Genomic DNA, 14,728 nt, shown 5'->3' with positions numbered 1-14,728 from the left:
ATTGACTGACATAATAAATGCGGAACCGACATCATGGACTTCACGACAGCCACCAGCAACAAGCCTGCCAGACGCCGCATCGCCGTCATCGGCTCGGGCGTATCAGGCCTTTCCGCTGCTTGGTTGCTGGATAAGTCCGCAGATGTGACATTGTTCGAAGCCGAAGGGAGGCTTGGTGGCCATGCCAACACGGTTTCCGTAGACCAGCCCGGCAAGGCAGCGATTGCCGTCGACACCGGCTTTATCGTCTATAACGAGCGCAACTATCCAAATCTTGTGGCTTTGCTCGACCATCTGGGCGTCGAGACGTCTGCCTCCGACATGTCCTTTGCCGCCTCACTGCGCGGCGGGCAGATGGAATATTCGGGCACTGATATCAACGGCCTTTTCGGACAGCGATCCAACCTGCTGCGCCCGCGCTTCTGGTCGATGGTGCGCGATGTGATGCGCTTTTACAAACGGGCCCCCGATCTTCTTAAGGACCCGTCGTTGCAGACGATCAGCCTTGGCGACTATCTCGACGCGAACGGTTATTCCCTAAGCTTCGTTGACGACCACCTGCTGCCGATGGGCGCTGCGATCTGGTCGACGACGGCAGCCGATATGCGCAGCTACCCTTTGCAGGCCTTCATCCGCTTTTTCGTCAACCACGGACTTGTGCAGCTTGCGGATCGCCCGCAATGGCGCACCGTCAAAGGCGGAAGTCGCGAATATGTCTCGCGCCTGATGTCTCAGTTCAAAGGAACGGTTGTTGTCGACAGCCAGATTTCCGGCGTGCAGCGCAGTGGCGATGGCGTGAAGGTCCTGGACCGCGCGGGTCAGCTTCTGACATTTGACGATGTGGTCATCGCCATCCATGCCGATCAGGCTCTGGCCCTGTTGCCGGATGCAGATGAGCAGGAGCGTTCGTTGCTGGGTTCTTTCGACTATACCCGCAACGCCGCCGTGCTGCATTCAGACGAAAGCCTGATGCCGAAACGTCGCAATGTCTGGTCCAGCTGGAACTACCTCAGCGAGCCGAACTCCACGGGCACCGAACAGCTGTGCGTGACCTACTGGATGAACCGGCTTCAGAACATCGATGAGAAAACACCGTTGTTCGTCACACTCAATCCGTCTCGCCCGATTGATCCGGCCAAGCTGATCCGCGCCTTCGATTATACGCATCCGCTGTTCGACACCAAAGCACTCGACGCGCAAAAGCAATTGTGGAGCCTGCAGGGTCGACGCAATACGTGGTTCTGCGGTGCCCATTTCGGCAGCGGCTTCCATGAAGACGGTCTGCAATCGGGCCTTGCCGTGGCCGAAGCGCTGGGCGGCGTCAAACGTCCCTGGACCGTCGAAAACGAATCCGGTCGTATCTTCCTCGCGCCGGAAAAGGCGCTGGCATCATGACGTTGCGCTCCGCCATTTATGCCGGACATGTCGTGCATGCGCGCCACCGCCCGCACGCGCATAAGATGCGCTACCGCGTGTTTTCGCTGTTGCTGGATCTGGATGAGCTGCCGCTGCTGGACAAGGGCTTGCGCTTCTTCGGCTACAACAGATGGTCAGTTTTCAGCTTTCACGACAGCGATCATGGGGTTGGCGAAAAAAATGGCCTGAAGCGCTGGGTTGCGCACCATTTGGCGGAGGCAGATATCGACGTTCCGCAGGGCAAACTGCGTGTGGACATGCTGTGCTACCCGCGCATCTTCGGTTACGTCTTTAATCCGCTGACCGTGTATTTTTGCCATGACGAAGACCGCCTCGTGGCCATTCTCTACGAAGTCAGAAACACCTTTCACGAGCGCCACACCTACATCATTCCAACCGGTGCCAACCAAAACGATGTGGTGCGGCATTCCTGCGCCAAGGAAATGTATGTTTCGCCCTTCGTGCCGATGGAATGCACCTATGATTTCCGCATTCTGCCGCCCTCTGAAAAGGTTATGGTCGCCATCAACGAGCGCGATCAACAGGGTGATCTGCTGTTCGCCTCCTTTGCCGGTGAGCGTCGTCCGTTAACCAGCGGTGCGCTGCTGCGCGCTTTGCTGTCATACCCGCTGATGACCTTGAAGATCATGGGCGCAATCCACTGGGAGGCCCTTTTGCTGTGGGCAAAAGGCAATCCGATCTATCGCCACAAGGCTGCAAAAAACCGCGTTGCCAGCTCTATCGTCGCGCAACATGCGGGAACCATGGGAGACCTGAAAAATGAGCCACGCTGAGCAGGAGACTGTACCGTTTCTCATGGAAGACGCACCTCTTTGGCAGCGAATGATCTGCCGCCGTTTGAACAACATGACCCAAGGCCGCCTGACTGTCATTTTTCCGGGCGGCTATGAATACGTCGTCAAGGGCAGTGAGCCTGGCGCACATGGCGTGATATCGCTCAACCGCGGCCGCGTCGTGCGCCGGTTGTTGATGGGCGGCAGCCTCGGATTTGCTCAGGCCTACATCGATGGAGATTGGGATACGCCCGACATAGCGGCGCTTCTGGAAGTCGCCATCGCCAACGAGAAGAACTGGTCTTCAGTGTCGGAGCCATCGAAGATCTTCTCCGCCTTCGCCTATCTTCGCCACCGCCTGCGCCGCAATTCGAAGTCCGGCAGCCGCCGCAACATTTCTTTCCACTATGATCTCGGCAATCGTTTTTATTCGACTTGGCTGGATGAAACGATGACCTATTCCTCGGCTCTGTTTCAGACGCCGGGACAAAGTCTGGCAGATGCGCAGAACGCCAAATACGACCGCATTGTCGAGCAGTTGAAGATTGGTCCTGACGATCACGTTCTGGAAATCGGCTGCGGCTGGGGCGGTTTCGCCGAATATGCCGTCGGCAAGACGGGGTGCCGCGTCACCGGTCTTACCCTTTCGCGAGAACAGGCCGATTTTGCGAGAAACCGTCTCGCAAAGGCTGGCATGTCTGATCGCACCGATATCCGGCTTGAGGATTACCGCGATTGCCAGGGCCGCTATTCCAAGATCGTCTCGATCGAGATGTTCGAAGCGGTGGGCGAAGAAAACTGGCCGACCTATTTCCGCCGTGTGCGGGAATTGCTGGCTCCCGGCGGCGAGGCCATGGTGCAGGTCATCACCATCGATGAAACCCGCTTCGATGACTACCGCCGTAACGCGGACTTCATCCAGACCTACATTTTCCCGGGTGGAATGCTGCCGACCATCACTGCCTTCCGCGAAGCTGCCGCAGTCGAGGGCTTTACCGTTCCCGATATGCTGCGTTTCGGTAAGGATTACGATCACACGCTGATGCTGTGGGACCGAGCCTTCGTCAACAATTGGCAACGCATAGAGCCGCTCGGTTTTGACGAGCGCTTCCGCAGGATGTGGCAATATTACCTTCACTACTGCGCAGCCGGTTTCCGGGCCGGTACGATCGATGTCGTTCAGTTTCAGCTGAAAGCGTCCTGATTTCTGCATCACGCTGCAGGGCACAATATGCTCGTGCACAACGAAAAATAGAAGCTTCATGGAACTTCGCAAAGACACTCACGTTACGATGAGTGTCTTTATTCAGCATCGAACGTTTCGGAACAGACTTTCCGGCTCGTCCGGTTCTCAACGCGGAGTATGTTCCATGAACCAGATCATCTACATCGTCGGCCTCGTCGTTATCGTTCTCGCCATTCTGTCTTTCTTCGGATTTCGCTAATAACAACTTTAAGATTGTAAATTTGAAAAAGTGAAATATCCTCCCTAACGGGAACCATGTTGACGCTCAGTACGTTGACATGGGCTGTTAGGGAGGCGTCCGATGAAACTGACAAGATGGACAGAGCCTGTCGAAGTGAATTTCGACACGACGAACAAGAACATTATTGCCGGGCCGTTCGACGCTCTGGCACTTCTCACCGAAGATTGGCCGCACACGCGTGGCCTGACGTTCGTACGAGCCCGTAGCGCCTGCCGCGCGGCACTCGACGGACGCAAGACACCCGAAGAGGCACGCAAGTGCTTTGAGGATGCCGTCTCGGAAGCGAGAAGCAAAAAGCCTCATTGAGTATACATCAAAGCCGATGAGCAAGTGGCCCCTTATGGGGCCATTCGTGTTGTCGGAAATTTGTTTTTTAAACGGTCGTCACAGCTGAAATTTTATGGTGGACAACACGACGCCTAGACGTCGTGATGGCCCCAATCGGGGCCATCATCTCGTCTTTGGATATTACATCCAGTACGGCGGTACGCCGTAATAATCGTAGACCTTCCGGTCGTCATTGCCGAACATGCTGTCATCATCGCGATTGGCATATTTCGGACCGTTCTCGATCTGCTCTTTCGTAAGATCAATGCGGTAGCCATCAAGCTCTTCGTCATAGTGCAACTTTTCCCATGGCAGTGGGTAGTAGTCGTCGCCAATTCCTAAGAAGCCGCCGAAGCTGAGAACGGCATAGGCAACGCGGCCGCCGCGCTTTTCGAGAATAATGCGCTGGATGGAACCAATCTTCTTGCTATCGGCACCGTATACGCTTGTACCCTCGACTTTATCGCTGGCGATAAAGCTTGGTGTATCCTTGACGTAAGGGTCCTGACCGGCGCGAGGTTCATGATGTATCATAACGTATTTCCTCCTTAGGTTTTGTATTCGTTATGGTTTGTAAACCAAGCGACGCCGAAATCGTTCCGTTAAAGTGTACACAACGTGGTTTTCGAGCGTTGCATCGAGCGTTTGGAATTCACCTCAGTGCCAGTCGAGTTTGTCTACGTTTTCACGAAACGCAAAGCGCAGCAGGTGACTTTCGACAACCGATTTAGCCCGCTCGAGTTTCTCTTCGTCCGGTGCAGTCACTGCAATTTTCAGGCCTGTCGGTTCCGCATCGAGGCTGGCGGTGCCGAAATCAAAGGTGCATTCCCCGTGACTATCGGAGTAGTTGACCTCGATCTTATGCGCAAAATGTTTGAAAAGCTGGACGAGATACTTGCCGCCGCTTTCCGTTACCAGTTCAGATTTTGCTTCCAGCATATCGCTTCCTTCCATATAAACATGATTATATTTGTCATGAATATTCGCAGCGAAAAGATTTGGCAAATGAAAAGAGGGTAACAAAGCGCGGATCGTTTACGTCCGCACACGGCCAACACGGGCAAGCAACACCACGGGCAGAATGCCAATCAGCACGATGGCCAGTGCCGCAATGGAGGCTTCTTCATAGGTGCCACGCGCCGCTTCCCCATAGAGATGGGTGGCGAAGGTTTCAAAATTCAGCGGGCGAAGAAGCAGCGTGGCTGGAAGTTCCTTTACGCAGTCCACGAACACCAGCAAGGCGGCAGCGGCCATTGCCGCTTTCGACAAGGGCAGGTGAACGCTGCGGAAAGTGGCGGTCGCGGTTCGGCCAAGGGTGCGGGACGCCTGATCGAAAGAGAGCGGAATGCGGCTCAGCCCAGCATCGATACCGCCGCCTGCAATCGTCAGAAAACGTGTCACATAGGCAAAGATCAAAGCTGATCCGCTACCGATCAGCAAGAGACTGGTCGAGACGCCGAACCATTGCTGCATTGTTTGATCGACAACCCGGTCGAAACCACCCAGCACGATCAGCACGCCAATAGCGATGACGGTTCCGGGTGCGGCATAGCCGACCGTCGCCAGGCGGAAGGACCAGAGCGACACCTTGCCGGGTGACAAGCGCATCGCATAGGCAACCACCAGCCCCGCGCCGACGGTTACAACGGTGGCAATTCCGGCAACGACGATGGTATTCACCGCCTCATCTGCAAAGCGTGACGAGAGACCGCTGAACTGGAAACGCTTCCAGGCCTCGACCACAAGGTAGGCAGCCGGCGCGGCAAAGCCGATCAGGATCGGAACGGTTCCAAGCCCGAAGGCCAGCCAGCCGCGCAGGCCTTGGAGTTGAAGCGGGGCGAGAACTGCGCTTTTCTGGGCCGATGTGGAGTAGCGTTGCCTGCGGCGCGCCCATCGTTCCATCGCAACCAAGGCCACGACCAAAAGCAGCATGAACAGGGCAATCTGTGACGCGCCGGGCAGATCCGACTTGGTCACCCAGGTGGTGTAGATCGACACGGTCAGCGTGCGCACGCCCAAAAATTCCGATGCGCCGATATCGTTCAGCGCTTCCATCAACGCTAGGCTCACACCAACGGCGATGGCAGGCCGGGCAAGTGGTACTGCGACCTTGAGAAACAGGGCATGTCTTGAGGTGCCAAGCATACGCGCAGCGTCCAGAAGATTTCCTGCCTGCGTCAAAAACATCGCCCTGACAGGGATATAGACGTAAGGGTAAAGTACGAAACCGAGCAGAATAATGCAGCCCGTCATCGAGCGGATATCCGGCAGCCGAAATTCGCGTGGGCTGGAATATCCAAGCAAAAAGCGCACCGCTCCCTGTACCGGCCCAAGCGGATGCAGAATATCGAGATATGCATAGGCAATGATGTAGGTGGGCATGGCCAGTGGCAGCAGCAACGCCCATTCCAACAGCCTGCGTCCGGGAAACCGATAGGCGCTGACCAGCCAGGCACTTGTCGTGCCGAGAATGCCCGCCAGCAGGCCAACGCCCAGCAGAAGGATCAGCGTTTCAGGAAGCGCGGTTGCCAGAACAGTGTCGGTCAGATGCTGCCACAATCCTGTCGAGCCCTTGATAGCTTCGGACAGCAGCGCCAGAACCGGCAGCATGGCGAGTGCCGCGATGATGCAGGATGCCAACAGCCAACAGAATGCAGAGTTAAGCCGCAGTCTGGGTTTTGAAGGGATGGCTGTGCTGGTTGTGGAGTGCATGCTGATCTTGAGGTTTTTGCTGCGCGAAAACGAGGTTGCTGGAAACGAGCAAGGCACCCGCGTGAAACGGGTGCCTGATTTTGCAGACGGTTGCACTTGGCTCCACGTCATCCTCGGCCTTGTGCCGAGGATCCACTCACGTCACCAAACCCGCTACGTTGCAGATCCTCGGGACAAGCCCGAGGATGACGGAGGAGTGCGTGGTGAGCGCAAAGAACTCAACGCATCCGGTCCACGCGCGTCATGCCTCTTGGCCCTTAATTGTCGAAGCCGACCTTATCCACCAGCTGGCTGGCTTCCTTGCGGTGGGACACGATTTCCGTCAGGGGCTTGCTGTCGATCTTCAGGTCACCGAAGGATGCGACGATCTTGTCGAGGCCAGCGCCCTTTTTGACCGGATATTCGTAGTTGGCTTCGGCATAGATCTTCTGGGCTTCATCGGACACCAGATATTCGAGAAGCTTCACGGCTTCGGCCTTGTTCGGTGCGTTCTTGGCAACCGCTGCACCAGAGACATTCACCTGCGTACCGCCATCCTTGAAGGTTGGTAGAACGACCTTGATGGCCTCGCCCCACTTGACCTGATCTTCACCACCCTTGCCGGAGCGCATCAGGCCGACATAGTAGGAATTTGCAATGCCGATGTCGCAAATGCCGCCGAGGATGTCCTTGGCAACATCACGGTCGCCGCCGCCAGCCTTGCGGGCCAGATTGTCCTTCACGCCTGCCAACCACTTTTCGGTCGCTTCAGCGCCGTGGTGAGCAATGTAATCCGCAAAGAGTGCCGTGTTGTAAGGATGCTGGCCGGCGCGAATGCAAACCTTGCCCTTCCACTTGGCGTCAGCGAGGTCTTCGTAGTTGAACGATGAGACATCGACATCCTTGGCGGCGTAGAGAACGCGGGCGCGCATGGAAAGCGCAAACCAGTTACCCTTGGCGTCGCGTAATTCGGCTGGGATAGCCTTGGTCAGCACTTCGGATTCCACCGGCTGCGTCACACCCTTGTCAACCAGATCCACCAGATTACCGGCATCCACCGTCATCAGAACGTCCGCGGGTGAGCTTGCGCCTTCGCTGAGAACGCGTTCGGCGAGACCGTCCTTCAGAAACACGGTGTTGACCTTGACGCCGCTTTCCTTGGTAAAGGCTTCGAGCAGCGGCTGGATCAGCGCTGGTTCGCGCGTCGTATAGATGTTCAGCTCCGCAGCATTTGCGGCAACCGTGCTTGCCAGAAGCGCGATCGTGGTAACGGTCAATGATCTCATGTTTATCCCCCTCGTGACGTGAAAATGATGTCGGAGATGCATGCATCATACCTGATCGATTAAATCAAGTTATAACCAATGGATTTTTAGGGGGATATCATCACTATGAGTTGAATATGATGCCTTTTAAAGGATAGAAAAAATGAAATTCAATCGGAAGTAAACATCAGAACACTGTCCTTCGCGATCGAAATGCCGACATCTTGCACGTCCACAGGGCTTCGGCGCATGCTGCGAACCCGCAAATCCTGCGCAAGACCACCGACGCTGACCGACACCTGCTCGATCTCACCCATAAACACCCGGTTGGTGATCCGCCCGGAAATATCTGCGCCGGTGTTAGGGGTCGAAATGGTGATCGAACTGGGGCGGATATAGGCGAAGGCTTTGGCACCCTCACGCAAATCGCCCTTATGAGGAAAGTCACCGATCGGCGTGTTGAGATGTCCGTTTCTGACCGTGCCTTCCACCTTGTTGAAGGCGCAGAAGAAATCGGCAGCATAACGGCTGACGGGATTGTCGTGCAGCTCATAGCCCGTGCCGCTCTGCACGATCCGGCCATTTTGCATGAGGACCACACGGTCGCCTGCCGAAAGCGCTTCTTCCGGGTCATGCGTCACCATGATGGCGGTGGTTTTCAGGTCTCGCAGCAGACCAAGTGTTTCCTCGCGCACACTGTCGCGGAGCCCACGGTCGAGATTGGAGAATGGCTCATCCATGAGCAGGATGTCCGGCTTGGGAGCCAAGGCCCGGGCCAAGGCGACACGCTGCTGTTCGCCACCGGACAATGTGTGCGGGTAACGCTTGGCCAGCTCCGTCAAGCGCACATGCTCGATCATATCGGCGGCTCTTGCCCGGGCTTGCGGCTTCGGCAGACCCTTCAAGCCGAACAGCACGTTCTGTTCGACCGTCAGATGCGGAAACAGCGCGTAATCCTGAAACACGAAACCGATGCGGCGCTTTTCCGGCTCCATGAAGGTCGTCGGCCCCGCGATTTCCCGCCCGTTCATAAAGACCGCACCGGCATCCGGCGTCTCGACACCGGCAATGATGCGCAGCAGTGTGGATTTGCCGCAACCGGACCGACCGACCAGACATATGATCTCACCGGGCATGACTGTCAGATCGATATCCTCGAGCACGTCGACGTTGCTAAAACGCTTTCCGATGCTGTTGAGCTGTAGTGCGGCGATGTCCGACATGTGCCATTTCCATATGCTTTCCGTGTGGTTTGTTGATTGCGCAAATCAGGATTAAAGTCAAAAGCCAATCCTTTTCCGCACCGCAAGCGATGCCTTCACATCAGCCTTTGGATTTGAAGGAGCGATAGTTGACGTTTACGTCAAAGTTAAATACGCTGATGTGAGTGGATGGTTTTGGAGGCTTCATCTACGATTGCAAAATGAGCGAATGCATGACTGTTTGGCTGAGGAGCTGGCAGATAGGATTGCAGATTTTGCAAATGCCGGCATGGGAGGACAGAATGAGCGACATGAATTTGGGATTCGAGGAAACGCGTATCATACCGCGCCCCTGGCTTGCCTCATATCCGCAAGGCGTGCCTGCGGAGCTTCCCGACCCCGGCTATTCTTCCCTTGCAGAACTTCTGGAAAAAAGCTGCACGCTTTATGCGGATCGCAAGGCATTTTCCAGCATGGGCAAGTCTCTGACCTACCGCCAGCTTGAGGAGCAGACACGCAAGGTCGGTGCCTGGCTTCAACAGATCGGCCTGGTAAAAGGCGACCGCGTTGCGGTGATGATGCCGAACATTCTCCAGAACCCCGTTGCGACTTATGCGATCCTTCGTGCGGGCTTGACGGTGGTGAACGTCAATCCGCTTTACACGCCGCGAGAGCTTGCCCATCAGCTCAAGGATTCCGGTGCCAAGGCGCTGTTCGTGCTGGAAAATTTCGCAAATGTGGTTCAGCAAACGCTGCCGCATACCGATGTCAAACACGTCGTGGTCGCCACGATGGGCGATCTGCTCGGCTTGAAGGGCCATATCGTCAACCTCGTGGTGCGCAAGGTCAAGAAGATGGTTCCGGCATACTCCCTGCCGCAGGCCGTCAGCTTCAAAGACGTGCTCAACCAATCCCGCAATCTTCAGCTAAAACCTGCGCAGATCGGCCGGGAAGATGTGGCCTTTCTGCAATATACCGGCGGCACGACGGGCATCTCCAAAGGCGCGGTTCTGACCCACGCCAACCTGTTGGCCAATAAGCAGCAAATCTCGCTCTGGATGGACGCCGTCTTCCTGCACAAAAAACGGCCCGAGGTGCTGAATTTCATCTGCGCTCTGCCGCTCTACCACATCTTTGCGCTGACCGTGAATTCGCTGATGGGCGTAGCACTTGGCGGGCACAATCTGCTCATCGCCAACCCGCGTGACATTCCCGGCTTCGTCAAGGAGCTTTCCGGCTACACGCCACATGTGTTTCCAGCCATCAATACGCTGTTCAACGCCCTGTTGAACAATGAGGATTTCCGCAAACTCGACCTCTCCTCGCTGGTTCTGGTCATGGGCGGCGGCATGTCCGTGCAGCGGCCTGTCGCAGAACGTTGGGCCTCCGTCACAGGCACCCATATCTGCGAAGGCTACGGTCTTTCTGAAACCTCGCCCGTCGCCACGGTCAACCCTCTGGGCCGAAGCGACTTCAGCGGCACCATTGGTTTGCCTGTGCCATCGACCGACATCGACATTCGCGACGATGACGGCAATAGCCTGGCGCTCGGCGAAGTCGGCGAAATCTGCATTCGCGGCCCGCAGGTCATGGCCGGTTACTGGCAGCGCCCGGATGAAACCGCCAAGGTCATGACACCGGATGGCTTCTTCCGCTCCGGCGACATGGGCTTCATGGATGAAGCCGGTTACACCAAGATCGTGGACCGCAAGAAGGACATGATTTTGGTGTCCGGTTTCAACGTCTACCCCAATGAAATCGAAGAAGTGGCGGCTGGCCACCCCGGCGTACAGGAATGTGCAGCCGTTGGCGTGACCGATGAGCACTCCGGCGAAGCGGTGAAGCTTTACGTAGTCAAAAAGGACCCTGCTTTGACCGCCGAAGACCTTAAAGCCTTTTGCGCGATCAGCCTGACCAACTACAAGCGCCCCAAGCATATCGAGTTCATTGCGGAATTGCCCAAGACCAATGTCGGCAAGATTCTGCGCCGCGAACTTCGAAAGCTGGCTAACTGATTGGTGTGCTTTGCGATATTTCAATCGATTTGGTGATCGCGCCTTGATTTAGCCCGATGAAAAAGAATAGTTTCCTCATCCTTTCCCGGAGCATGAGGAGCATTCCATGCAGGCCATCGTCGAAAACTTGAAATCCACCGCCGCGAAGACCAAGGCCACCGATCTTCGCGCCGCTTTCGCCGCCGACGATAAACGTTTCGAACGGTTCAGCGCCCGCTTCGACGATCTGTTGATGGACTTCTCCAAATGCGCCGTGAACGACGACGTTCTGGCCCTTCTCGAAAAGCTAGCTATTGAAGGCGGCGTCGAGAAGAAGCGTGACGAGATGTTCTCGGGCGAAGAAATCAACTTCACCGAAGGCCGCGCCGTTCTGCACACCGCGCTGCGCAATCGTTCAAACACGCCTGTCCTCGTTGATGGCAAGGATGTGATGCCTGACGTGAACGGCGTCCTTGCCGCCATGGGCAAATTTGCCGATGCCATCCGCTCCGGCGCGCTCAAGGGTGCGACGGGCAAAAGAATCACCGATATCGTCAATATCGGTATCGGCGGCTCCGACCTCGGCCCGGTCATGGCAACGCTGGCGCTGGCACCGTTTCATGATGGTCCGCGCGCGCATTTCGTTTCCAACATCGATGGCGCACATATTGCCGATACGCTGAAGCTGGTCGATGCGGAAACAACGCTTTTCATCATCGCATCGAAAACCTTCACCACCATCGAGACGATGACCAATGCGGCGACGGCCCGCAAATTCATCGCCGACACGCTGGGCGAAGACGCCGTCAAGCATCACTTCTGCGCTGTTTCCACAGCCCTCGACAAGGTCGCCAACTTCGGCATCGATAGCGACCGCGTCTTCGGTTTCTGGGATTGGGTGGGTGGTCGCTATTCCATCTGGTCGGCCATCGGCCTGCCGCTGATGATCGCCATCGGCCCCGATAATTTCGGCAAGTTCCTGGATGGTGCCCATGCCATGGACACGCATTTCCGTCAGGCACCGGTGCGCCAGAACCTGCCGATGCTGCTCGGCCTGATCGGCTTTTATCACCGCAACGTTCTGGATTATTCGACCCGCGCCATTCTGCCTTACGATCAGCGGCTGTCGCGCTTTCCTGCCTACTTGCAACAGCTCGACATGGAATCGAATGGCAAGGGCGTCACCATCGACGGCACGCCCGTCGAAGGCCAGTCCGGCCCGGTCGTGTGGGGAGAGCCCGGCACCAACGGTCAGCACGCTTTCTACCAGCTCATCCATCAGGGCACGAGCGTCATTCCCGCCGAATTCATGATTGCAGCCAATGGCTTCGAGCCGGAACTGCGCCACCAGCACCAATTGCTCATCGCCAATTGCCTTGCGCAATCGGAAGCGCTGATGAAGGGCCGCACGCTGGCCGAGGCAAAAGAACAGCTGACGTCAAAGGGCATGGACGACAAGAAGGCCGATTTCATCGCCCCTCACCGCGTCTTCACCGGCAACCGCCCGTCGATCACCTTCGTCTACGACACGCTGACGCCATTTGCGCTCGGCCGCCTGATCGCGCTTTACGAACATCGTGTGTTCGTCGAAGGCGTTCTGTTCCGCATCAACTCCTTCGACCAATGGGGCGTGGAACTGGGTAAGGAACTGGCAACCGGCCTGCTGCCAGTGGTGGAAGGCAAGGAAAGTGCTGAAGGTCACGACAGCTCGACGCAGGGCCTAGTGAAAACATTGGCCGGACTGGCGAAAAAAGGCTGACTTTCCTTATTCAACGATGACAGCTTGAGACACCAGACAAACCCGCCAATCTTTCCGGCGGGTTTTGTTTTGGTCCATTGTTTCATTGATCCTGCGTTTGAAAATCGAGCGGAAAACCCTATTATCGCTTGGAATTGCGGCTTCGCACCGATATGGAATCAGAGGCCCTCGCATCGACAGGAACAGGCCTGGTGTTTTCGACCGTCATAAACAGGACAGACCGTCAGGATGCGGATGCGCAGAGCGAAGCGCCCGGCCTGACACAAGGCCTGTCTGGTCGTCTGCTGTTGCTAACGGTCATTTTCGTCATGATCGCCGAAGTTCTGATTTTCGTGCCCTCCGTCGCCAATATGCGCCTGTCGTGGCTGCGTGACAGGCTGAACACGGCTGCCGCCGCTGGCGTCGTGATCGATGGCCTGCAGACCGAATTGCCCCGAACCGTACAGAACGACACGCTGCTGGCGACAGGTGCCAAGCTGATCGCCCTGAAGAAGGACGGAACCTCCACCCTTCTCGCCGCCACCGAAGTGCCGCCCAGCGTCGATGAGCAATATGACCTGTCGGACGTGTCGCAACTGGCCGCGGTGCGCGATGCCTTTTCGGTTCTTCTGTTCGGCGGCAACCGCGTCATTCGCGTGTTCGATGTCATCGGCGACAGCAACATGATCATCGAAATCGTCATTGGAGAACACAAACTCCGCGCAGCGATGATTGCCTATGCCGGCAATGTCCTGATGATTTCGGTGGCGCTGTCGCTCATCACCGCAAGCCTGATTTTCGTATCGATCAACCGCATCCTCATCCGCCCCATCCGCCGCCTGACGCTGGGCATGCAGGGCTTTTCCGAACAGCCGGACGACCCATCACGCGTGTTCAAACCGGAAGAGGGTAGCGACGAACTCGCCGTGGCCGGACGCCATCTGGCCGACATGCAGACGCAACTGCAAAAAACGTTGAAGCAGCAAAAGAACCTCGCCGATCTGGGCCTGGCCGTTTCCAAGATCAACCATGACATGCGCAACATTCTGTCTTCAGCACAATTGATGTCGGACCGCCTTGTGGATGTCGAAGACCCGATGGTGCGCAGTTTCGCGCCAAAACTGCTTCGCACAATAGATCGTGCCGTTGGCTACACCAGCGAGGTTCTGGCCTACGGCCAGGCAACCGAAGGCGCACCGAAGCGACGTTTGATCGATCTTGACGAGCTTGTGCAGGACGTCAAGGACGTGCTGGCGATCGATCCCGTAAGCGGCATCGAATTCGTTGACAACGTCCCGACCGATCTGCGCATCGATGCCGACGGCGAACAGCTGTTTCGCGTCCTCTACAATCTCTGTCGAAATGCCGTGCAGGCACTGCAGCAGGCCAGCGGTGATGACCACGTGCACAAACGGCTGACGATCGCCGCACAGCGAAATGCAGACGTCGTCAGCATCGTCATCGATGATAACGGCCCCGGCATGCCCCAGCGGGCCAGAGAGAACCTGTTCTCAGCCTTCAAAGGCTCAGCACGCTCCGGCGGCACCGGCCTTGGCCTCGTTATCGCGCGCGAACTCGTGCTTTCCCACAAGGGCACCATTGCGCTGGTGGAAAAGTCCGGCCAGGGGACCCAATTCCGCATCGAAATCTCAGACCGCCCAGCCAACGAACCTCGTCAGCAAAACGGCGCGTGAACATTGCTCAAATATGAGCGCATGTTCCGACCTCATCAAAAACCCAATTATTTCAATCACATAGAAAATTCATTGCAGGAAAATGACAAATTCTCAGCGAAATCGCTTGCATTCAACATG

Annotated in this window: 13 protein-coding genes; 8 read left to right on the top strand and 5 right to left on the bottom strand. The window is 56.5% G+C overall.

All coding sequences use genetic code 11. The features are described 5' to 3' along the window. Window positions 1-33 precede the first annotated feature (33 nt). The 5 genes from CPJ18_RS01590 (at window position 34) to CPJ18_RS01575 (ending at window position 4,003) form a co-directional block, all read left to right on the top strand. Window positions 34-1,395, top strand: a complete 1,362-nt coding sequence (locus tag CPJ18_RS01590) for an NAD(P)/FAD-dependent oxidoreductase (protein WP_103656724.1) — start codon at window positions 34-36, stop codon at window positions 1,393-1,395. After that, entirely contained in the window at window positions 1,392-2,210 is an 819-nt protein-coding gene (locus CPJ18_RS01585; RefSeq protein ID WP_103656723.1) for a DUF1365 domain-containing protein, read from the top strand. The genes CPJ18_RS01590 and CPJ18_RS01585 overlap by 4 nt, the downstream gene beginning before the upstream one ends. After that, window positions 2,197-3,414 (top strand): SAM-dependent methyltransferase, encoded by a 1,218-nt coding sequence (locus CPJ18_RS01580; protein ID WP_103656722.1) that lies wholly within the window; start codon window positions 2,197-2,199, stop codon window positions 3,412-3,414. Before CPJ18_RS01585 ends, CPJ18_RS01580 begins: the two co-directional genes overlap by 14 nt. 58 nt (window positions 3,415-3,472) lie before the next feature. Then, window positions 3,473-3,655, top strand: a complete 183-nt coding sequence (locus CPJ18_RS26525; RefSeq protein WP_077119475.1) for a hypothetical protein — start codon at window positions 3,473-3,475, stop codon at window positions 3,653-3,655. A 102-nt stretch (window positions 3,656-3,757) separates the two neighbouring features. Further along, window positions 3,758-4,003, top strand: coding sequence for a DUF982 domain-containing protein (locus CPJ18_RS01575; RefSeq protein WP_077105326.1), 246 nt, complete (start codon window positions 3,758-3,760; stop codon window positions 4,001-4,003). Between the two features lie 162 nt (window positions 4,004-4,165). Here CPJ18_RS01575 and CPJ18_RS01570 read toward each other — a convergent pair whose 3' ends face one another. From CPJ18_RS01570 to CPJ18_RS01550, 5 genes are all read right to left on the bottom strand, one after another. Further along, on the bottom strand, window positions 4,166-4,558 hold the full coding sequence (locus tag CPJ18_RS01570; RefSeq protein WP_103656721.1) for a PRC-barrel domain-containing protein: 393 nt from the start codon (window positions 4,556-4,558) through the stop codon (window positions 4,166-4,168). 123 nt (window positions 4,559-4,681) lie between these two features. Then, entirely contained in the window at window positions 4,682-4,963 is a 282-nt protein-coding gene (locus CPJ18_RS01565) for a DUF2218 domain-containing protein (protein ID WP_103656936.1), read from the bottom strand. Window positions 4,964-5,059: 96 nt separating this feature from the next. Beyond that, the gene (locus tag CPJ18_RS01560; protein ID WP_103656935.1) at window positions 5,060-6,736 is read right to left on the bottom strand and encodes an ABC transporter permease; all 1,677 of its coding nucleotides are present in this window, start codon (window positions 6,734-6,736) and stop codon (window positions 5,060-5,062) included. A 257-nt stretch (window positions 6,737-6,993) separates the two neighbouring features. Beyond that, window positions 6,994-8,001: a Fe(3+) ABC transporter substrate-binding protein gene (locus CPJ18_RS01555; protein ID WP_103656720.1), complete on the bottom strand. Its 1,008-nt coding sequence runs from the start codon at window positions 7,999-8,001 to the stop codon at window positions 6,994-6,996. A gap of 149 nt (window positions 8,002-8,150) precedes the next feature. Beyond that, window positions 8,151-9,203 (bottom strand): ABC transporter ATP-binding protein, encoded by a 1,053-nt coding sequence (locus CPJ18_RS01550; RefSeq protein WP_103656719.1) that lies wholly within the window; start codon window positions 9,201-9,203, stop codon window positions 8,151-8,153. A 290-nt stretch (window positions 9,204-9,493) separates the two neighbouring features. Between CPJ18_RS01550 and CPJ18_RS01545 the strand changes: the two genes are divergently transcribed. From CPJ18_RS01545 to CPJ18_RS01535, 3 genes are all read left to right on the top strand, one after another. Then, complete coding sequence (locus tag CPJ18_RS01545; RefSeq protein ID WP_421423567.1) at window positions 9,494-11,197, top strand: long-chain-fatty-acid--CoA ligase; 1,704 nt, start codon at window positions 9,494-9,496, stop codon at window positions 11,195-11,197. 106 nt (window positions 11,198-11,303) lie between these two features. Further along, window positions 11,304-12,935 carry a glucose-6-phosphate isomerase gene (pgi, locus tag CPJ18_RS01540; protein WP_103656717.1) on the top strand — a complete coding sequence of 544 codons (1,632 nt, stop codon included), beginning with the start codon at window positions 11,304-11,306 and terminating at the stop codon, window positions 12,933-12,935. Window positions 12,936-13,243: 308 nt separating this feature from the next. Then, a complete protein-coding gene (locus tag CPJ18_RS01535; protein ID WP_245445299.1) occupies window positions 13,244-14,608 on the top strand; it encodes a sensor histidine kinase in 1,365 nt (454 codons plus the stop codon). The last annotated feature ends 120 nt before the right edge of the window (window positions 14,609-14,728 follow it).

This window comes from Agrobacterium rosae, from assembly GCF_002915175.1.
Classification (GTDB): domain Bacteria; phylum Pseudomonadota; class Alphaproteobacteria; order Rhizobiales; family Rhizobiaceae; genus Agrobacterium; species Agrobacterium rosae.
Note: the sequence above shows the minus strand (reverse complement) of the source record. Positions and strands in the feature narration are given on the sequence as shown.

Excerpts from the sequence above, each read along its gene's own strand:
- CPJ18_RS01565 (WP_103656936.1), bottom strand. The coding sequence starts at position 4,963 with ATGCTGGAAGCAAAATCTGAACTGGTAACGGAAAGCGGCGGCAAGTAT.
- CPJ18_RS01560 (WP_103656935.1), bottom strand. The coding sequence starts at position 6,736 with ATGCACTCCACAACCAGCACAGCCATCCCTTCAAAACCCAGACTGCGG.
- CPJ18_RS01585 (WP_103656723.1), top strand. The coding sequence starts at position 1,392 with ATGACGTTGCGCTCCGCCATTTATGCCGGACATGTCGTGCATGCGCGC.
- pgi (WP_103656717.1), top strand. The coding sequence starts at position 11,304 with ATGCAGGCCATCGTCGAAAACTTGAAATCCACCGCCGCGAAGACCAAG.
- CPJ18_RS01575 (WP_077105326.1), top strand. The coding sequence starts at position 3,758 with ATGAAACTGACAAGATGGACAGAGCCTGTCGAAGTGAATTTCGACACG.
- CPJ18_RS01555 (WP_103656720.1), bottom strand. The coding sequence starts at position 8,001 with ATGAGATCATTGACCGTTACCACGATCGCGCTTCTGGCAAGCACGGTT.
- CPJ18_RS01580 (WP_103656722.1), top strand. The coding sequence starts at position 2,197 with ATGAGCCACGCTGAGCAGGAGACTGTACCGTTTCTCATGGAAGACGCA.
- CPJ18_RS01550 (WP_103656719.1), bottom strand. The coding sequence starts at position 9,203 with ATGTCGGACATCGCCGCACTACAGCTCAACAGCATCGGAAAGCGTTTT.
- CPJ18_RS01535 (WP_245445299.1), top strand. The coding sequence starts at position 13,244 with ATGATCGCCGAAGTTCTGATTTTCGTGCCCTCCGTCGCCAATATGCGC.
- CPJ18_RS01545 (WP_421423567.1), top strand. The coding sequence starts at position 9,494 with ATGAATTTGGGATTCGAGGAAACGCGTATCATACCGCGCCCCTGGCTT.
- CPJ18_RS26525 (WP_077119475.1), top strand. The coding sequence starts at position 3,473 with ATGGAACTTCGCAAAGACACTCACGTTACGATGAGTGTCTTTATTCAG.
- CPJ18_RS01590 (WP_103656724.1), top strand. The coding sequence starts at position 34 with ATGGACTTCACGACAGCCACCAGCAACAAGCCTGCCAGACGCCGCATC.
- CPJ18_RS01570 (WP_103656721.1), bottom strand. The coding sequence starts at position 4,558 with ATGATACATCATGAACCTCGCGCCGGTCAGGACCCTTACGTCAAGGAT.